This window comes from Photobacterium sp. 53610 (genome assembly GCF_036409375.1).
Classification (GTDB): domain Bacteria; phylum Pseudomonadota; class Gammaproteobacteria; order Enterobacterales; family Vibrionaceae; genus Photobacterium.
Genome location: NZ_JAXOFS010000013.1, coordinates 33507 through 52692 on the forward strand (window position 1 = coordinate 33507; position 19186 = coordinate 52692).

The 19186-nt window shown below is 53.8% G+C and carries 17 protein-coding genes; 1 reads left to right on the forward strand and 16 read right to left on the reverse strand.

From position 1 onward, the window contains the following. Window positions 1-139: 139 nt before the first annotated feature. The 15 genes from glmU to mioC all read right to left on the reverse strand — a co-directional run bounded on the left by glmU (window position 140) and on the right by mioC (window position 13957). On the reverse strand, window positions 140-1501 hold the full coding sequence (glmU, locus tag SPK40_RS20155; protein WP_330961687.1) for a bifunctional UDP-N-acetylglucosamine diphosphorylase/glucosamine-1-phosphate N-acetyltransferase GlmU: 1362 nt from the start codon (window positions 1499-1501) through the stop codon (window positions 140-142). 211 nt (window positions 1502-1712) lie between these two features. Further along, window positions 1713-2135: a F0F1 ATP synthase subunit epsilon gene (locus tag SPK40_RS20160; protein WP_248144743.1), complete on the reverse strand. Its 423-nt coding sequence runs from the start codon at window positions 2133-2135 to the stop codon at window positions 1713-1715. A 17-nt stretch (window positions 2136-2152) separates the two neighbouring features. Continuing rightward, entirely contained in the window at window positions 2153-3559 is a 1407-nt protein-coding gene (gene atpD / locus SPK40_RS20165) for a F0F1 ATP synthase subunit beta (RefSeq protein WP_248144742.1), read from the reverse strand. Between the two features lie 32 nt (window positions 3560-3591). Further along, window positions 3592-4458, reverse strand: coding sequence for a F0F1 ATP synthase subunit gamma (gene atpG / locus SPK40_RS20170; RefSeq protein ID WP_248144741.1), 867 nt, complete (start codon window positions 4456-4458; stop codon window positions 3592-3594). Window positions 4459-4502: 44 nt separating this feature from the next. Beyond that, a complete protein-coding gene (atpA, locus tag SPK40_RS20175; RefSeq protein ID WP_248144740.1) occupies window positions 4503-6044 on the reverse strand; it encodes a F0F1 ATP synthase subunit alpha in 1542 nt (513 codons plus the stop codon). Between the two features lie 16 nt (window positions 6045-6060). Beyond that, complete coding sequence (atpH, locus tag SPK40_RS20180; protein WP_248144739.1) at window positions 6061-6594, reverse strand: F0F1 ATP synthase subunit delta; 534 nt, start codon at window positions 6592-6594, stop codon at window positions 6061-6063. Between the two features lie 17 nt (window positions 6595-6611). Then, a complete protein-coding gene (gene atpF, locus SPK40_RS20185) occupies window positions 6612-7082 on the reverse strand; it encodes a F0F1 ATP synthase subunit B (protein ID WP_248144738.1) in 471 nt (156 codons plus the stop codon). Window positions 7083-7130: 48 nt separating this feature from the next. Then, window positions 7131-7388 carry a F0F1 ATP synthase subunit C gene (atpE, locus tag SPK40_RS20190; RefSeq protein WP_005302247.1) on the reverse strand — a complete coding sequence of 86 codons (258 nt, stop codon included), beginning with the start codon at window positions 7386-7388 and terminating at the stop codon, window positions 7131-7133. A gap of 69 nt (window positions 7389-7457) precedes the next feature. Beyond that, entirely contained in the window at window positions 7458-8264 is an 807-nt protein-coding gene (atpB, locus tag SPK40_RS20195; RefSeq protein ID WP_036751196.1) for a F0F1 ATP synthase subunit A, read from the reverse strand. A gap of 8 nt (window positions 8265-8272) precedes the next feature. Continuing rightward, window positions 8273-8662, reverse strand: a complete 390-nt coding sequence (locus SPK40_RS20200; protein WP_248144737.1) for a F0F1 ATP synthase subunit I — start codon at window positions 8660-8662, stop codon at window positions 8273-8275. A gap of 177 nt (window positions 8663-8839) precedes the next feature. Next, window positions 8840-9736: a ParB/RepB/Spo0J family partition protein gene (locus SPK40_RS20205; RefSeq protein ID WP_248144736.1), complete on the reverse strand. Its 897-nt coding sequence runs from the start codon at window positions 9734-9736 to the stop codon at window positions 8840-8842. 12 nt (window positions 9737-9748) lie between these two features. Beyond that, window positions 9749-10543, reverse strand: coding sequence for a ParA family protein (locus tag SPK40_RS20210; RefSeq protein WP_248144735.1), 795 nt, complete (start codon window positions 10541-10543; stop codon window positions 9749-9751). Between the two features lie 17 nt (window positions 10544-10560). Then, a complete protein-coding gene (gene rsmG, locus SPK40_RS20215; protein WP_330961688.1) occupies window positions 10561-11184 on the reverse strand; it encodes a 16S rRNA (guanine(527)-N(7))-methyltransferase RsmG in 624 nt (207 codons plus the stop codon). Beyond that, window positions 11181-13085, reverse strand: a complete 1905-nt coding sequence (mnmG, locus tag SPK40_RS20220) for a tRNA uridine-5-carboxymethylaminomethyl(34) synthesis enzyme MnmG (protein WP_248144733.1) — start codon at window positions 13083-13085, stop codon at window positions 11181-11183. Before mnmG ends, rsmG begins: the two co-directional genes overlap by 4 nt. A gap of 431 nt (window positions 13086-13516) precedes the next feature. After that, window positions 13517-13957, reverse strand: coding sequence for an FMN-binding protein MioC (gene mioC / locus SPK40_RS20225; protein WP_248144732.1), 441 nt, complete (start codon window positions 13955-13957; stop codon window positions 13517-13519). A gap of 575 nt (window positions 13958-14532) precedes the next feature. Between mioC and ileS the strand changes: the two genes are divergently transcribed. Further along, window positions 14533-17709 (forward strand): isoleucine--tRNA ligase, encoded by a 3177-nt coding sequence (ileS, locus tag SPK40_RS20230; RefSeq protein WP_330961689.1) that lies wholly within the window; start codon window positions 14533-14535, stop codon window positions 17707-17709. A gap of 67 nt (window positions 17710-17776) precedes the next feature. Here the strand turns inward: ileS and mnmE are convergent, their stop codons facing one another. Next, window positions 17777-19144: a tRNA uridine-5-carboxymethylaminomethyl(34) synthesis GTPase MnmE gene (gene mnmE / locus SPK40_RS20235; protein ID WP_248144773.1), complete on the reverse strand. Its 1368-nt coding sequence runs from the start codon at window positions 19142-19144 to the stop codon at window positions 17777-17779. Between the last annotated feature and the right edge of the window lie 42 nt (window positions 19145-19186).

Here is a 19186-nt window from a genome sequence, read left to right on the forward strand (position 1 = left end):
ACTGAAACTAAATATAGCAAAACAAAACAACTGAGATCAAGAAATTACCAAAAGCGCTGAAACGTTGTTGCGAGGAGGTGTGACTGCAGATACAAAAAAGCAGCGCCGATGCGCTGCCTACTCTGTTCCGGGATTCGGATTATTTTTTCTTCTCAGGCCGCTTCCAGCCTTTAATTGTACGGGCCGGGGCGCGGGTAATCACTAACTCACCTTCACCCACATCCCGGTTGATCGTTGCACCGGCACCAATGGTGGCACCTTTGCCGATTTTCACCGGAGCGATCAGCTGCGTATCCGAGCCCACAAATACATCGTCTTCAATTTCAGTCCGGAACTTATTGGCACCATCATAGTTACAGGTAATGGTTCCTGCACCAATGTTCACGCGGTCACCGATCTCGGCATCCCCCAGATAAGTCAGATGGTTGGCTTTCGACCCTTGACCCAGACGGGCCTTCTTCATCTCGACAAAGTTACCGACATGAGAATCACCGACCAGCTCAGCACCCGGACGCAGGCGGGTAAACGGACCGACCGTACAGTCTTCACCGACCGTCGCACCTTCCACGATGCTGTAAGGACGAATCAGGGTGTTATCGTCAATTTCACAGTCAATCAGAACAGAACCAGCGCCAATCACGACGTTATTCCCCAATGTCACGTTGCCTTCGATCACAACATTGACATCAATTTCCACATCCTGACCACACTGCAGTGTCCCGCGCAGATCAAAACGGGCCGGATCACGCAGCATGACTCCCTGCTCCAGCAACCGCTCGGCCTGCATCAACTGATAAGCCCGCTCCAGACGCGCCAGCTGAACACGGTTATTCACGCCTTCAACTTCCACCGCCATGGCCGGATGAACCGCCTGGATCTGACGGCCTTCTGCATGCGCCATTGCGATGATATCGGTCAGGTAGTACTCAGCCTGAGCGTTGTCATTCTTCAGCTGACCCAGCCAGCGCTTCAGATCACCACCATTCGCCACCAGCACGCCAGTATTGATTTCACAGATGGCTTTTTGTGCCTCGGTCGCATCTTTCTGTTCAACAATCGCAACCACGGCCTCATTTTCACGCACAATCCGGCCATAACCGGTCGGATCATCCAGCACCACAGTCAGCAGACCGATCCCGCCTTCCGGCTGTGCATCCAGCAGGTTTTCCAGCGTTTCGCTGCTGATCAGCGGGACATCACCGTACAGTACCAGCACCTGCTCATCATCCGCGAAAGACTCAGCCGCCTGATTCACCGCATGACCGGTTCCCAGTTGCTCAGCCTGCAGAACCCAGTTCACCGGCTCTCCAACCAGGCGTTCTTTCATCAAATCGCCGCCATGACCATAAACCAGGTGAAGATGGGCAGCCCCTGCATCGGTGCAGGTATCGATCACGTGTTTAACCATAGGTTTGCCCGCCAGCGTATGCAGTACTTTCGGCAGGGCAGAATACATGCGGGTACCTTTACCCGCAGCCAGGATCACAGCGCTGAAGCTCATGAATCAGTGTCCCTTCTAATGATGGTGAAAATTATCTTGATGCATTGTATCGGCACAGAGCGCCCGATATAAGCCTTTGCCGCATATTATTGACACAATGCATACATGCGAGTGCCTGCTTTGTGAACTGTTCCTGCAGTTTCCGCCGGAAAGAAATCTACAGATATAAAAAAAGCGACCCCTTGGGTCGCTTTTTTGCTCAGGTGCCTGATTAACGCTTACGCTTGGTCAGCTCGATAACTCGAAGCTGAGCGATTGCTTTCGCCAGGTCACTGGCCGCTTGCGCGAAGTCGATATCGCCGTGCTGATTGTGGATACGCTCCTCAGCCTGACGTTTCGCTTCTTCAGCCTTGGCTGCGTCCAGATCAACACCACGGATAGCTGTATCAGCCAGAACAGTCACTGTCCCCGGCTGAACTTCCAGCATACCACCGGAGAGGTAGATCACTTCTTCCTCACCGTGTTGTTTTACGATCCGAACCATTCCGGGCGTGATAGCGGTCAGCAGCGGGGTGTGGCCTGCGTGAATACCCAGTTCACCTTCGCTGCCGGTCACCTGGATATTTTCAGCACGACCAGAAAAGAGACTCTTCTCTGCGCTTACTACATCCAGATGGAAAGTTATCGCTGCCATGTCGCCTCCTGTTCAGCTTACAGCTTCTTCGCGTTTTCCAGTGCGTCTTCGATCGCGCCGCAGTACATGAATGCCTGCTCTGGAATGTCGTCGTATTCGCCAGCCAGCAGGCCTTTGAAGCTGCGCAGGGTATCTTTCAGTGGAACGTAGATACCCGGGTCGCCAGTGAAGACCTGTGCAACGTGGTAAGGCTGAGTCAGGAAACGCTCAATCTTACGTGCACGGGCAACAGCTTGCTTATCTTCTTCAGACAGCTCGTCCATACCCAGAATGGCAATGATGTCTTTCAGCTCTTTGTAACGCTGCAGGGTGCTTTGAACACCACGCGCGATATCATAGTGCTCCTGACCAACCACCAGCGGATCCAGCATACGAGATGTAGAATCCAGTGGGTCGATCGCTGGGTACAGACCCAGAGAAGCAATCTGACGAGACAGTACAACAGTCGCATCCAAGTGGGCGAACGTGGTTGCCGGAGACGGGTCCGTCAAGTCATCCGCAGGAACGTAAACGGCCTGTACAGATGTGATAGAACCAGTCTTGGTCGAGGTGATACGCTCCTGAAGCACACCCATCTCTTCTGCCAGTGTAGGCTGGTAACCTACTGCAGAAGGCATACGACCCAGCAGTGCAGATACCTCTGTACCGGCCAGGGTGTAACGATAGATGTTATCGATGAACAGCAGTACGTCACGGCCTTCATCACGGAACTTCTCAGCCATGGTCAGGCCAGTCAGAGCAACACGCAGACGGTTACCCGGTGGCTCGTTCATCTGACCGTAAACCATTGCTACTTTAGATTCTTCAGGTTTCTCCAGGTTTACAACCCCGGCTTCCTGCATCTCGTGGTAGAAGTCGTTACCCTCACGCGTCCGCTCACCAACACCGGCGAATACAGACAGACCTGAGTGTTTCAGGGCGATGTTGTTGATCAGTTCCATCATGTTGACGGTCTTACCAACACCCGCACCACCGAACAGACCGATTTTACCACCCTTCGCGAATGGGCAAACCAGGTCAATAACTTTTACGCCGGTTTCCAGCAGTTCAACTGCGTTCGACTGCTCTTCGTAGCTTGGTGCTGCACGGTGAATTGAGTAACGCTCTTCTTCACCGATTTCACCGCACTCGTCAATTGGCTGACCCAGAACGTTCATGATACGTCCCAGAGTCGCTGTACCGACTGGTACTTCAATTGGTCGACCTGTGTTTTCAACAGACAGACCACGACGCAGGCCATCAGAACTACCCATGGCGATACCACGAACTACGCCACCGCCCAGCTGCTGCTGAACTTCCAGTACCAAGGTACCTTTTTCTTTGGCATCAACGTGCAGGGCATCATATACCTGGGGTACAGAATCCTGTGGAAACTCTACGTCGACTACCGCACCGATGATCTGTACGATCTTACCTGTAGCCATCGTTAATCCTCTAAACTTATTAATTCTTTGCCTTAAACAGCGGAGGCACCAGAAACGATTTCCGACAGCTCTTGTGTGATCGCAGCCTGACGGGCTTTGTTGTACACAAGTTGCAGTTCGTCAATCAAGTTACCTGCATTATCAGTTGCTGCTTTCATCGCAACCATTCGGGCCGCTTGCTCACAGGCAAGGTTTTCGACCACACCCTGATAGACCTGAGATTCGACATAGCGAACCAGCAGGGTATCCAGCAGAGGTTTTGGCTCAGGCTCATAAATATAGTCCCAAGCGTGGTTGCGTTTCATTTCTTCGTCTTCTGACTTAGGCAAAGGCAGCAATTGATCGATCACTGGCGCTTGCACCATGGTGTTCACAAATTTGTTGTACACCAGATACAGACGATCCAGTTGGCCTTCATCATATTTCTTCAGCATGACACCCACGGTACCGATCAGCTCATCAACAGAAGGCTTGTCACCCAGACCTGTTACCTGAGCCGCAACACGGCCACCGTAGTTGTTAAAGAAAGCTGTAGCTTTGGCACCAATCAGGGCCAGCTCAACCTCAGCGCCTTTATCTGACCAGGCCTTCATGCCGTGAATGGCTTGTTTGAACATGTTCACGTTCAAGCCACCACACAGACCGCGGTCAGTCGAAACAATGATGTAACCTACGCGCTTGGCCTCACGCTCCTCAAGATAAGGATGCTTATACTCGAGGCTACCAAGGGCGATATGACCGATCACTTTGCGCATTGTTTGTGCGTATGGGCGTGATGATTCCATCGCGTCTTGCGATTTACGCATTTTAGACGCAGCAACCATCTCCATCGCTTTGGTGATCTTCTGAGTGTTTTTCACACTGCCGATCTTGTTACGTATCTCTTTTGCGCCGGCCATCGTTACTCTCCTTGAGCTGGTGATCGCTTGCGATCACCAACCAATTACCAAGTCTGGGTCGCTTTGAAATCTTCAACCAGTTTCACGAACTGGGCTTCAACTTCGTTGTTCCACGCACCCGTTTCATCAATCTGAGCAACCAACTCAGCGAATTGACTCTTGGCGTAAGACAGTAACGCAGCTTCGAAATCTGCCAGCTTCGTCAGCTCAACATCTTTCAGGTAACCTTTCTCAGCAGAGAAAATCACCAGCGCCTGCTCAAATACAGACATTGGAGAGTACTGCTTCTGCTTCATCAGCTCGGTTACTTTCTGGCCGTGATCCAGCTGACGCTTAGTCGCGTCATCCAGGTCAGAAGAGAACTGTGCGAATGCCGCCAGTTCACGGTACTGAGCCAGTGCGGTACGGATACCACCAGACAGCTTTTTGATGATCTTGGTCTGCGCAGCACCACCAACACGGGATACCGAGATACCTGGGTCAACCGCAGGACGGATACCGGCGTTGAACAGCTCAGTTTGCAGGAAGATCTGGCCATCGGTGATCGAAATCACGTTGGTCGGTACGAACGCAGAAACGTCGCCCGCCTGAGTTTCGATGATTGGCAGTGCAGTCAGAGAACCGGTTTTGCCTTTCACTTCACCGTTGGTGAACTTTTCTACGTACTCTTCGCTCACGCGAGCAGCACGCTCCAGCAGACGGGAGTGGAGGTAGAAAACGTCACCAGGGAATGCTTCACGGCCTGGTGGACGACGCAGCAGCAGAGAGATCTGACGGTAAGCAACAGCCTGCTTAGACAGGTCATCGTATACGATCAGTGCATCTTCACCGCGGTCACGGAAGTATTCACCCATGGCACAACCAGCATATGGCGCCAGGTATTGCAGTGCAGCTGCTTCAGAAGCAGAGGCAACAACAACGATGGTGTTCTTCAATGCGCCGTGCTCTTCCAGCTTACGAACCACGTTAGCGATGGTTGAAGCTTTCTGACCGATAGCAACATAGATAGAGTAGATACCAGAGTTCTTCTGGTTGATGATGGCATCGATCGCCAGTGCGGTTTTACCGATCTGACGGTCACCGATGATCAGCTCACGCTGGCCACGGCCGATTGGAATCATCGAGTCAACCGCCTTGTAGCCAGTCTGTACAGGCTGGTCAACAGATTTACGGTCGATAACACCCGGTGCAATCACTTCGACAGGCGAGGTGAAGTCACTCTCGATTGGGCCTTTACCATCGATTGGCTCACCCAGGGTGTTCACAACACGACCCAGCAGGGCAGGGCCGACTGGAACTTCCAGGATACGACCGGTCGCGGTCACTTTCATGCCTTCCTGCAGGTCAGCATAAGGACCCATTACAACTGCACCAACCGAGTCACGCTCAAGGTTCAGTGCCAGCGCGTAACGGCCGCCAGGTAGTTCAATCATTTCACCTTGCATGACGTCTGCAAGGCCGTGGATACGAATGATACCATCGCTGACAGAAACGATCGTACCTTCGTTACGCGCTTCACTTGCAACGTTGAATTTTTCAATCCGCTGCTTGATCAGTTCGCTAATTTCCGTGGAATTAAGTTGCATGCTCCAATTCCCCAAATCAAGACTGCAACGTATCGTTCAGTCGGGCCAGTTTGCCGCGTACTGATTGATCGATGACTAAGTCTCCGGCTCTAATTACAACCCCGGCAATCAGGGTCTCGTCTACACTGCAGTTCAGCTTAACCTTACGCGCCAGACGCTTTTCCAGCTTTTGACTGATCGCACTCAGTTGACCCTCGTCCAGTGCAACCGCAGAGGTCACAGTGGCGTCGATGGTCTTTTCCAGTTCGTCTTTCAGGAACAGGAACTGAGCACTAACATCAGGAAGTGCTTTCAGACGTCCGTTTTCAGCCATTACCTTGATCAGGTTCTGGCCGGCTTCGTTGAGTTGCTCGCCGCAGACGGAAATGAAGATTTCCACCAGCTTATCCGCCGCATAACCACCATCCAGGACATCCTGAATCGTTTCGTTTTTTGCGACTTCTGCAGCAAAGGTGAGCATTTCTGACCATTGGGCCAACTCACCTTTCTCAACCGCATAATCAAAGGCTGCTTTAGCGTAGGGGCGTGCGATTGTAGTCATTTCCGACATGTTGCTTGCCCCTTCTATTACAGTTCTGCAGTGACTTTGTTAAGAAGATCAGCATGAGCGTCTTTATCAATAGAACGCTCGATGATTTTCTCAGCACCAATCACAGCCAGAGTTGCAACTTGTTTGCGTAGTTCATCGCGCGCGCGATTACGTTCTGCATCAATTTCGGCACGACCTTGAGTCAGAATTTTTTCACGCTCAGCCGTCGCTTCCGCTTTGGCCTCTTCGATGATTTGAGCTTTGCGCTTATTCGCTTGCTCAATCAGTTCAGTTGCAGTGCGTTTTGCTTCTTTCAGTTGCTCAGAAGCATTTGCCTGCGCCAGGTTGAGATCTTTGGCAGCGCGATCCGCAGCTGCCAAACCGTCAGCAATTTTCTTCTGACGTTCCTCAATCGCTTCCATAATTGGTGGCCATACATATTTCATGCAGAAGACCACAAACAGGAAAAACGCGATAGCCTGACCCAGCAAGGTTGCATTCATATTCACAACGGCATCTCCTAAAAAGGGTTGCTATGGGTCCGTTACGTTCGTGGATTAACCAGCCAGCTGTCCAACGAATGGGTTTGCGAATGTGAATAGCAGAGCGATTACGATACCGATCATTGGAACCGCATCCAGCAGACCTGCAATGATGAACATCTTAACTTGCAGCATTGGAGCCATTTCTGGTTGACGAGCAGCGCCTTCCAGGAACTTACCACCCAGCAGGGCGAAACCGATCGCAGTACCCAGGGCAGCAAGACCTACAATGATGCCCACGGCAATTGCAGAAAAGCTTAGTAAAGTTTCCATCACTATCTCCAGTTTATTGTTGTCGGCCTAAATGCCTGTAAAGAAAAACTTAAAAAATGTATTTACGTATTAATGATTGTCTTCGTGAGCCTGAGACAGGTACACGATAGTCAGCATCATAAAGACGAAAGATTGAATCGTAATGACCAGGATGTGGAATATTGCCCACGGAACCGAGCCCAGCCATTGTGCCCACCACGGCATCAGTGCCGCGATAAGGATAAACACCACCTCACCGGCGAACATGTTACCGAACAGACGCATACCCAGAGAAATAGGCTTCGCCAGCAGCGAAACTACTTCCAGTAGTAGGTTGAACGGAATCATAACCGGGTGATTGAACGGGTGTAATGCCAGTTCTTTGGCAAAACCGCCCAGGCCTTTGATCTTGATGCTGTAATAAATCATCAATGCAAAGACACCCAGCGCCATTGCCATGGTGATGTTAACATCGGCCGACGGTACTACCTTCAGATAAGGAATACCCAACCAATGCTCTGCCGGATAAGGAAGAAAGTCGATTGGAACCAAGTCCATGACGTTCATCAGGAAAATCCAACAGAAGATCGTCAGAGCTAGCGGAGCTATCAGCGCGTTGCGGCCATGAAAGGTTTCTTTGACGCTGTTGTCAACGAATTCCACCATGATTTCCACAAAACACTGCAGCTTACCCGGCACCCCTGAGGTCGCCTTTCTCGCTGCCAGACGGAACAATCCTAAAAAGATTGCACCCGTCAACACAGAGAAGAAGAGGCTGTCGATGTGTACCGCCCAGAAACTTCCCTCGCTCACCAGGCCCAGCTTATCGGTTGATAAGTTAGTCAGGTGGTGAGTGATGTAACTGGATGGTGTAAGCGCTTCACCTGGCGCAGCCATAACTCATCCTATTTGTTGTTGTTAATGAATAAAACCGGCGCACAGATATTAATACCCAGAGCCAGCAAATAGGTCAGTTTGAGGGGAACAAGTTCCACCTCGACATACAGGTAGACAAGGGAAAACAAGATGACTGTAGTGAGGATTTTCAGCACTTCTCCGCTGTAGAAAGACGCCATCACCAGACGGGCCTTACTGGCTCCGCCAAAGAGAAAAGCGCACACAGAAAAAACGGCGTTAGCTATCACAAAGATGCCGCCACCGATCAGTGCAGAGATTCCCCAGTCAACATTGACAGCAAACACTGCCATGATTGCCGTTGTCAAAACGACGCCAGATTGTAATAACAACAACCGCTTCGCCAATTGGCGTCCCGGTCTGACCAGCGCCGAAACCATGTATTCATTCCTCGAGTCCGTTCCACTACACATACGTCGTGCTGGGAAAACTGCGAAAATTATACGGTTCAATAAATTGAATGCAATCTAATCACAGCAAAAAAACAGTTAGATTTTATAACACATTATCCCGATCACGCGGTGGTTACTTTTACGGCAAAAATAGTACGAAACTCGTCACACTTCCGAACTTAACATTGCCAGCAGTTGCTCTAACTTCTGAGGCTCGTCAAAATTTATTATAATTTTACCTTTCCCGCTTTTGCTTTGATTAATCGCAACTTGAGTGCCGAATTGTTCACTCAGACGGTTTTCTATCGCTTCGACTTGGGGATCAACAGGGGCAGGGGCGACCTCTGGGGCCGGTGCGAGCATTTTCTTGACCAGACGCTCGGTATCCCGGACAGTCAGAGACTTCGCCACGACGGTGTGGGCTGCTTCCAGTTGCTGCTCAGCAACCAGAGACAACAATGCACGGGCGTGACCCATTTCCAGCTGACGCTGGGCCAGCAACCGCTTGACCTGAGGCTCCAGCTGGTTCAGACGCAGCAGGTTGGAGACCGCAGCACGGGACTTGCCGAGTGCTTCGGCAATTTGCTGATGGGTGAGGGAGAATTCATTCTGCAATCGTTCCAGCGCCTGGGCTTCCTCAATGGCATTGAGGTCTTCACGCTGGATGTTTTCAATCAGAGCAATCGCAACGGTGGCACGGTCGTCCACGTTTTTCACCAGACAGGGAACGACTTGCAGTCCGGCCTGACGTGATGCCCGCCAGCGTCGTTCGCCGGCAATGATTTCATACTGTTGAGGTGCCAGCTGGCGAACCACGATTGGCTGGATCACCCCCTGAGCACGGATGGAGTCAGTCAGTTCCGCCAGCGCTTCCGCCGACATATCCTGACGAGGCTGATACTGACCCGGTTGCAGCTGACTGACCGGCAGTTCGCGCAGTGCGCCTTCGGCCGGTACCGTTTCTTCCTTGCTGACGGCCTCTGCGGCCTGTTGTCGTTCACGGGCCACCGAACTGGTGGCCAGCAGTGCGTCAAGACCCTTTCCCAGGCCTCGTTTATTCATGGACATGCTTGCTTACGCCTCTACCTGAGCCGGTTCCCGCTGGGTTTCCTCACGACGAATCATCTCTCCGGCCAGCGCCAGGTAAGCCTTGGCACCGCTGGAGGTTTTATCGTAGTACATGGCCGGGCAACCATGACTCGGGGCTTCGGCCAGACGTACGTTACGTGGGATCACGGTGCGGTACACCTTATCACCAAAATGCTTTTTCAACTGCTGGGACACTTCGTTCGCCAGTCGGTTGCGCGGATCATACATGGTGCGAAGCAAGCCTTCTATCTTAAGATCGGCATTGACCACGGCAGCCAGCTTACTGATGGTGTCCATCAGGGCTGTCAGGCCTTCCAGTGCAAAATATTCGCACTGCATTGGTACCAGAACCGAGTCCGCTGCTGTCATTGCGTTGATGGTCAGCAGGTTGAGGGAAGGCGGACAGTCAATGAATATAAAATCATAGTGTTCACGAACCGGTTCAAGGGCCGTGCGCAGCCGGACTTCACGGGCAAAGACTTCCATGAGTTTGATTTCGGCAGCGGTCACGTCGCCGTTGGCCGCCACCAGGTGGTAACCACCGGCATTTTCAGTGATCACCACATCAGAGAACGGGGTTTCTTCGACCAGAAGTTCATATGCGGTCGCGTCAACCTGATACTTGTCGACACCGCTGGCCATGGTGGCATTACCCTGCGGGTCCAAATCAATCACCAGCACCTTGCGCTGGGTTGCGGCCAGGGACGCAGCCAGGTTGACACAGGTCGTGGTTTTACCCACGCCGCCCTTTTGGTTGGCAACAGCTATGACTTTTCCCACGAATCACCCTCGTTCATTCATTCCTTTGCCGTCAAGAGTACTAAATGACGCGCCCCCTCCAAGTCGGGGACATGCAAAGATTTGACCTCACTCACAGAACACCATGACGGTAGTTCTGCCAGCTCCTCTTCCGTAACCTGGCCCTTCAGTGCCATAAACCGGCCTTCAGCCGAAGGCAGATGACGGCACCAGTGAACCATGTCAGACATCGACGCAAAAGCCCGGCTCAGGACAGCATCGAAGCCCTGTTCCGGGATAAATTCTTCAACACGGCTCTGGACCGGCGTGACATTGCCGAGTCCCAGCTCATGCACAACCTGACGGATAAACCGGATCCGCTTCCCCAGACTGTCAAGCAGGGTAAACTGCTTGTCCGGGTGCATAATGGCCAGCGGAATCCCGGGTAAACCCGGGCCGGTTCCGACATCGATAAACCGGGATCCCTGCACCAGATAAGGGCTGACGACGATACTGTCCAAAATATGTTTGACCAGCATCTCGTTCGGATCTCTGACCGACGTCAGATTATACGCTTTGTTCCACTTGTGCAGCAGGCTAACATAACCCACCAACTGCTCAAGTTGCTGTTCTGTGACCTTGAGTTCAGTTTTTGAAATCAGTTGTGCCAGACGTTCTTTCACGCTGCTGCCTCCGCGTCACCTTTCTTCAGCAACCCATGTTTTTTCAGGTAGACCAGCAGCAGCGAAATTGCGGCTGGCGTAACGCCGGAAATCCGGGAGGCCATGCCAATCGTCGCGGGTTTGGCTTCATTCAGCTTAGCAATGACCTCATTGGACAGGCCTTTCACCAGACTGTAATCCAGATCAGCCGGCAGCTTGCTCTGCTCATGACGCAGCGATTTCTCCACCTCTTCTTTCTGGCGGTCGATATAGCCCTGGTATTTAACCTGAATTTCAACCTGCTCACTGGCCTGGGCATCCTCATGCGCCGGGCCAAACGGCGCCTGGGCCGTCAGCTGCTCATAGGTCACTTCCGGACGGCGCAGCAGATCTTCACCACTAGCTTCGCGAACCAGCGGGGTTTTCAGAAATGCATTGACGGACGCCGCATGCTCAGAAGCCGGATGGATCCAGATCTCTTTCAGACGCTGACGTTCCTGCTCCATATGATTCATTTTTTCATTGAAGCGTGCCCAGCGTGCGTCATCGACCAGACCCAACTGACGACCGAGTTCGGTCAGACGGATATCGGCATTGTCTTCGCGCAGCAGCAGGCGGTACTCGGCACGGGAGGTAAACATGCGGTACGGTTCTTTGGTGCCCATGGTTGACAGGTCGTCGATCAGTACGCCCAGATAGGCCTGATCACGACGCGGGCTCCAGCCGTCTTTGTCCTGCGACTGCAGTGCGGCGTTCATCCCGGCCAGCAGCCCCTGTGCGGCCGCTTCTTCGTAGCCGGTTGTCCCGTTGATCTGACCGGCAAAGAACAGACCGTCAATAAATTTGGTTTCCAGCGTCGGTTTCAGATCACGCGGATCAAAGAAATCGTACTCAATGGCATAACCCGGACGGATGATGCTGGCATTTTCAAAGCCTTTCATCGAACGAACGATTTGCATCTGCACGTCAAACGGCAGGCTGGTGGAAATCCCGTTCGGATACAGCTCATGGGTCGTCAGGCCTTCCGGTTCAATGAAGATCTGATGGCTGTTTTTATCGGCAAAGCGCATGACTTTGTCTTCGATCGACGGACAGTAACGCGGACCGATCCCCTCGATCACCCCGGAATACATCGGGCTGCGATCCAAGTTATTGCGGATCACATCATGGGTCTGCTCATTGGTGTGCGTGATGAAACACGGGATCTGACGCGGATGATCCGTCTGTTTTCCCATGAAGGAAAACACCGGTGTCGGATTGTCACCGTGCTGTGCCTGTAACTGGCTGAAATCCACTGTACGGGCGTCAATGCGCGGTGGTGTACCGGTTTTCAGACGATCAACCCGGAAAGGCAGGGCACGCAGACGCTCCGCCAGTGCGATCGACGGTGGATCACCGGCGCGGCCGCCGCTGTAATTTTCCAGACCGATATGGATCTTGCCCCCCAGGAAAGTCCCCACGGTCAGGACCACGGCACGTGCGCGGAACTTGAGTCCCATTTCAGTCACAACGCCGACAGCCCGGTCGTTCTCAACAATCAGATCATTGACCGCCTGCTGGAACAGCATCAGGTTCGGCTGGTTTTCCAGCGCTTCACGCACAGCGGCTTTATAAAGCGCACGGTCAGCCTGGGCACGGGTGGCTCGGACTGCCGGGCCTTTCGATGAGTTCAGGGTCCGGAACTGAATGCCGCCCTTATCTATCGCGCGGGCCATGATGCCACCCAGAGCGTCCACTTCTTTTACCAGGTGACCTTTTCCGATCCCGCCAATCGCCGGGTTACAAGACATTTGTCCCAGCGTATCGATATTATGGGTCAACAGCAGGGTTTTCTGACCCATACGTGCTGCTGCCAGCGCGGCTTCCGTTCCGGCATGACCGCCACCTACCACGATGACATCAAAATTTTCCTGGTAAAACATGAAACTACCTCAGGTGATCAATTAGCCAGTCAATTTGCTTGGAGCAAAGGGGGGATATTCTACCGCGTTTCAAGGCAAGAAAGAATCACTCTTGACGATCAAATGATCAGGGGATTTGATCCTAAATATATATAAGATCTTTTAAAGAGATCTTTTATTGGATCTACTATTAGGATCGCCGGATCGTGTGGATAAGTGATTTTTGATCCTGATGATCATGGAGTTAGGAAGGATCATTACTTGTGAGGGAAGCGGGATCTTCGTTGGGAAACCCTGGGATCTAAATCGCTACTTATCAACAAGGGTATCGGCGTGATGATCTTGTTCATTGGATAACAAAGGGTTGATCACCGTTTAGAACTATACTTATCCACAGCCGAATCGTGAAAAACTGGCGGTTATGGGAATAATTTCCGCCAGTCTGATGGGGATTACAGGAGATTTTGCCAGCTGTTCAGCCAGATTTCAGCCGGGTCTTCCGGCACCGGATCCTGTGAAACATCGATTTCCAGCCGTTCGCCCAGGCGTTTGGCTCCCTGTCCGGCCAGTAGGTGGTCAAGATCTTTACCAGCCTGACAGAAAGTGTCATAGCTGCTGTCTCCGATCGCGACAAGACCATAACGCAGCGGAGTTAAGTCCGGTTGCTGGGTCTGGAGCTGGCTGACAAAAGGCTGGATGTTGTCCGGAAATTCACCGGCGCCGTGGGTGGAACAGATCAGCAGCCAGATCTGGTCCGGATCCAATGCTGACAGATCGGCCTGATTGATAATCGTCGTGGTATGGCCAGCTTCGGAAAGCAGATCAGCCAGGTGATCGGCGACGTATTCCGCACCTCCTAAGGTGCTGCCGGTGATCAGGGTAATTGCAGCCATCGTGTCCTCTTTGTGTAAATGTTATCTTAAATGTCCGGATTGTACTCGGAACACCCGGGAAGGAAACCCCTGTAATGCGCGACGGCAGGCTGTGCGGGAGAGCTCCGGGCAGTGATTAGGCGTGGTGTCAGAGGGATGGGACCGGGGTCGATCCGGGCGCGACCCTGGGCTGCGTATAGTCCCGTCTGAACTGGATGAAATAAAATCATTTTAATTCAATTGGTTATTTTATTTGTTCACAGGGGGTCCCAAGGTTCTTCCCTGCTTTTACAGTTTCCGGCAGATCATGCTCGCGTGTCCGATCGACGTGATGTCCGTATTTGCGGGGAATGGACTGTCTGATCCCGCAGACGGTGATCCGGAGTGTTATATGAGGCCTGAATTGCATATCGTGTTGACAGGTGTCGGTCTGCGGCTTAAGTTGAATGCATGAAGACCTTATTGAACCCACAGCGAATTATTATCATCATTCCTTAGGAGTGGTGGGTTCGCTTGTGCTTGAATAACGTCAAACCCGCCCTGGAGGCGGGTTTTTTGATCACTGCTTCCCGGGCCTCAGTCGCAGAGAGGCAGCTATGAGTTCAAAAGAAACCCCGTCCCAGACCGATCAGCTATCTGACGCGTCTGCATCATCCGTTTTTTCCTTTGTCGAGGCCGAGCATGCCGTGCTCGGATTCTGGCAGGACCGGCAGATCTTCCGGCAGTCGCTGGCACAGTCGGCCCACCAGCCGGAATACGTGTTTTACGACGGCCCTCCGTTTGCAACCGGCCTGCCGCACCACGGCCATTTGGTGGCTTCGACGATCAAAGATGTCATTCCGCGTTATTTCACGATGAAAGGTCATTTTGTGCAGCGCCGTTTCGGCTGGGATTGCCATGGCTTGCCGATCGAGCATGAGATCGATAAAACGCTGGGGATGTCAGCCAAGGAAGCGGTTGAGCAGTTGGGGATTGCCCGTTACAACGATGAGTGCCGCGGCATTGTGCAGCGTTATACCCGGGAATGGGAGAAGACCATTTCACGCTTGGGGCGCTGGGTTGATTTTGACAACGACTACCGCACCATGGAGCCCTGGTATATGGAGTCGGTGTGGTGGGTGTTCCGGCAGTTGTGGGACAAGGGACTGGTCTATCAGGGCGAGAAAGTGGTTGCTTACTCAACTGAGCTGGAGACCGTCCTGTCGAACTTTGAGGCAACTTCTAACTACAAAGACGTTCAGGATCCGGCCATCACCGTGCTTTTCAAATTAGCGGATGAGGACGGGTATCTGGCTGCGTGGACCACGACCCCTTGGACGTTGCCTGCGAATCTGGCCCTGTGTGTCGGCCCGGATATTTCCTATGTCAAAGTGCATGATGACGTGCTCGGGGGCGATGTGTGGCTGGCAGAATCCCGGTTGGCGGCCGTCTGTAAAGGACGGGATGTGGCGGTACTGGAAACCCGGTCCGGGGCTGAACTGGCAGGGAAGCGTTACCGGCCGGTCTTTGACTGTTTTGCCGGACATGCGGCTGACGGCGCGTTCCGGGTGCTGGCGGATGACTTTGTCTCGACGGATAACGGGACCGGGATTGTGCATATGGCGCCGGCCTTCGGGGAAGATGATCAGCGGGTCGCCAGAGCGCATGGCATTCAGGTGGCGCCCTGTCCGCTGGACGGCCGCGGACGCTTTACCGCTGAAGTACCGGACTATCAGGGGATGTACGTCAAAGACGCTGACAAGGCGATCATTCAGGCTCTCAAAGCGCAGGGGCTGCTGTACCGGCAGGAGACCCTTTTGCACAGCTACCCTTTCTGTCCGCGCTCGGATACCCCGATCATCTACCGCACTGTACCGTCCTGGTATATCCGGGTCGAATCGATGCGTGACGCACTGGTGGCGAATAACCGGCAGGTGAACTGGGTGCCGGATCATCTGCAGGAAGGGCGGATGGGCAAATGGCTGGCAGGCGCCAAAGACTGGGCTGTGTCCCGCAACCGCTACTGGGGTACGCCGCTGCCGATCTGGATCAACGACACCACTGGCAGCCAGCTGTGCCTCGGCTCGCGTGAGGAGCTGGCCCGTTATACCGGGGTGACGGTCGAGGATCTGCACCGTGACCATGTGGACGACCTGACCTTTACCCTGCCGGGCGAAGCCGGAGTCTACCGCCGCATCGCGGAAGTGTTCGACTGCTGGTTTGAGTCCGGCGCCATGCCTTATGCCCAGGTGCATTATCCGTTTGAGAACAAAGATCAGTTTGAAAAGAATTTTCCTGCGGCGTTTATTGCCGAAGGGGTGGATCAGACCCGGGGCTGGTTCTATACCCTGCAGGTTCTGAGTCAGTGCCTGTTCGGCCAGGCGGCGTTTCGGAATGTCATCGTCAACGGCATCGTGATGGCTGAAGACGGGAAGAAAATGTCCAAGCGTCTGAAGAACTATACCGCGCCGGATGTGCTGATGGAGCAGTACGGCGCTGACGCCCTGCGGCTGTATCTGATCAATTCCGGACTGGTCAAGGCGGAAGAACAGCGCTTTGCCGACAGTGGAGTGCAGGAAATGGTCCGCCGGGTCCTGCTGCCCTGGTACAACGGCTACAAGTTCTTTGCGACCTATGCGGCACTGGATCAGTGGCAGTTTTCACCGGCGCAGATGCCAAGCGATAATATCCTGGATCAGTGGATCCTGTCCCGCCTTCAGACCCTGACCCGGCGGGTGAACGATGAGATGCAGCAGTACCGGCTTTATCAGGTGGTTCCGGCGCTGTTTGATTTTATTGAGCAACTGACCAACTGGTATATCCGTCTGAACCGGGCCCGCTTCTGGCAGGATGGGATGAGCGGGGATAAATCCCGGGCTTTCCAGACCCTGTTCCATTGCCTGGAGACCTTCGGCACCCTGATGGCGCCGTTTGCGCCTTTCCTGTCAGAACATCTCTATCAGGGACTGCTGGCATTCCGTCAGCCCGGGAGCGTGCCGGAATCGGTACATCTGTGTCCGTACCCTGAAGCACAGCCTGCGATACAGCAATCGGCGCTGGAAGCTTCGGTCGAGCGCTTCCAGCATCTGGTGACGATGGGGCGGCAGAAGCGGAACGATCTGAAAATCAAAATCAAGACGCCGCTCAGCCGGATCACCGTGCTTCATCGCGATCCGGCCGTGCTGGCGGATGTGGCCCGGTTGTCAGACTATATCCGGGCTGAGCTGAATGTGAAAACGGTTCACTTCAGCGAGCTCGAGGCGGATTACATCGATTTTTATGCCAAACCGAACTTTGCCCTGCTGGGCCGTAAGCTGGGCACGCAGATGAAGCACTACACCGGGTTGATCCATACCCTGACCGAGGCGCAATTGACGACATTGCAGGAGTCGGGAGAGCTGGAGCTGGACGGACAGGTCTTCAGTGATGAAGAGATTGTCCTCTACCGTCAGGCGAAAGAAGGGACCCATGCCGTGTCGAACCGGTTTATTTCACTGGATGTGGATCCTCAATTGTCTGATGCACTGATCGGGGAAGGAGCGGTCCGGGAGGTGATCAGCCGGATCCAGAAGTTGCGCAAAGACAGCGGCTTCCGGGTCAGCGACCGGATCCGGATTGAGCTGCAGGCGCCGGCGGCGCTGGCGGGCTGGGTCACACAGCATCAGGAATATCTGATGCAGGAAACGCTGGCCCGGGAGCTGGTCGTTGCCCCTGAGACGGATGGTATGTGCAGTGAAGCCGAGGTCTTCCGGACCGATCACGGTGACATTGCTGTCTCGGTTTCCGTGTTGTAAAGCGGAAAAGTCAAAGCCCCGCCGGAATGGCGGGGCTTTGTGATCAGTTGCCGGTATCGGTGCAGAGTTACTTCCCGATACAGAACGACGTAAAGATGCGTCCCAGCAGATCGTCCGAGGTGAATTCCCCGGTGATTTCGCTCAGGTGCTGCTGGGCCAGACGCAGCTCTTCGGCCAGGATTTCACCGGCCATGTAGCCTTCCAGCTGCGCCTTGCCTGTGTCGAGGTGTGTGGCTGCACGCTCCAGCGCATCCAGATGGCGGCGGCGGGCCATGAACCCGCCTTCTGTGGTGCCGGAAAAGCCCATACAGGACTTGAGGTGGTCGCGCAGGGCATCGACGCCGTCACCGGTTCGCGCCGACAGGCGGATCAGGGTTGGCTGGCTGATATGGCAGATCCCGGTCGTTTCTCCGGTCAGCTCCGCTTTGTTCCGGATGACGGTCAGTCCCATCCCGTCCGGCAGGCGTTCGATAAAGTCCGGCCAGATGTCTGCCGGATCGGTGGCGTCTGTGGTGGTGGCATCAACCATGAAGAGCACGCGGTCAGCCTGACGGATTTCATCCCAGGCACGCTCGATACCAATCCGTTCCACTTCGTCACTGGCATCGCGCAGACCGGCGGTATCAATGATATGCAGCGGCATGCCATCAATATGGATATGTTCACGCAGCACGTCGCGGGTGGTCCCGGCAATGTCGGTCACGATGGCACTGTCTTTGCCAGACAGGGCATTGAGCAGGCTGGATTTACCGGCGTTCGGACGACCGGCAATCACCACTTTCATGCCTTCACGCATGATGGCGCCCTGATTGGCCTCGCGGCGTACGGCATTGAGCTGTGCAATCACGGTATCCAGATCGGTGCTGACCTTACCGTCACTGAGAAAGTCGATTTCTTCTTCCGGAAAATCAATCGCGGCCTCAACGTAGATACGCAGGTGAATCAGAGCTTCCACCAAGGCGTTGACCCGGTTGGAGAAGGCGCCCTGCAGCGACTGGAAGGCACTCTTGGCCGCTTCCTCACTGCTGGCATCAATCAGATCGGCAATGGCTTCGGCCTGGGCCAGATCCAGTTTGTCATTCATGAAGGCACGCTCGGAGAATTCGCCCGGGCGGGCCGGGCGCACGCCCTCGATTTGCAGGATGCGTTTGATCAGCATGTCCATCAGAACCGGACCGCCATGGCCCTGCAGTTCCAGAACGTCTTCGCCGGTGAAGGAGTTCGGGTTCGGGAAGAACAGGGCAATCCCCTGATCGAGTGCCGTGCCGTCTTCTGCCCGGAAAGGCAGGTATTCTGCGTAGCGTGGTTTGAGCGTGCGTCCGGTGACGGCTTCGGCCACCTGGCCGGCCAGCGGACCGGAAACGCGGATAATGCCGACTCCGCCACGACCGGGAGGTGTGGCCTGAGCAACAATAGTGTCCGTAGTCTGTGTCATCATGATTGCTTCGTAATTTGGCGTGGGCGCCATTGTAATCAG

Coding starts and splice junctions, on each gene's coding strand:
- atpB (WP_036751196.1), bottom strand. CDS start 8,264: ATGGCTGCGCCAGGTGAAGCGCTTACACCATCCAGTTACATCACTCAC.
- atpG (WP_248144741.1), bottom strand. CDS start 4,458: ATGGCCGGCGCAAAAGAGATACGTAACAAGATCGGCAGTGTGAAAAAC.
- atpE (WP_005302247.1), bottom strand. CDS start 7,388: ATGGAAACTTTACTAAGCTTTTCTGCAATTGCCGTGGGCATCATTGTA.
- atpA (WP_248144740.1), bottom strand. CDS start 6,044: ATGCAACTTAATTCCACGGAAATTAGCGAACTGATCAAGCAGCGGATT.
- glmU (WP_330961687.1), bottom strand. CDS start 1,501: ATGAGCTTCAGCGCTGTGATCCTGGCTGCGGGTAAAGGTACCCGCATG.
- mnmG (WP_248144733.1), bottom strand. CDS start 13,085: ATGTTTTACCAGGAAAATTTTGATGTCATCGTGGTAGGTGGCGGTCAT.
- atpD (WP_248144742.1), bottom strand. CDS start 3,559: ATGGCTACAGGTAAGATCGTACAGATCATCGGTGCGGTAGTCGACGTA.
- mioC (WP_248144732.1), bottom strand. CDS start 13,957: ATGGCTGCAATTACCCTGATCACCGGCAGCACCTTAGGAGGTGCGGAA.
- SPK40_RS20205 (WP_248144736.1), bottom strand. CDS start 9,736: ATGAATAAACGAGGCCTGGGAAAGGGTCTTGACGCACTGCTGGCCACC.
- SPK40_RS20200 (WP_248144737.1), bottom strand. CDS start 8,662: ATGGTTTCGGCGCTGGTCAGACCGGGACGCCAATTGGCGAAGCGGTTG.
- atpH (WP_248144739.1), bottom strand. CDS start 6,594: ATGTCGGAAATGACTACAATCGCACGCCCCTACGCTAAAGCAGCCTTT.
- mnmE (WP_248144773.1), bottom strand. CDS start 19,144: ATGACACAGACTACGGACACTATTGTTGCTCAGGCCACACCTCCCGGT.
- SPK40_RS20160 (WP_248144743.1), bottom strand. CDS start 2,135: ATGGCAGCGATAACTTTCCATCTGGATGTAGTAAGCGCAGAGAAGAGT.
- ileS (WP_330961689.1), top strand. CDS start 14,533: ATGAGTTCAAAAGAAACCCCGTCCCAGACCGATCAGCTATCTGACGCG.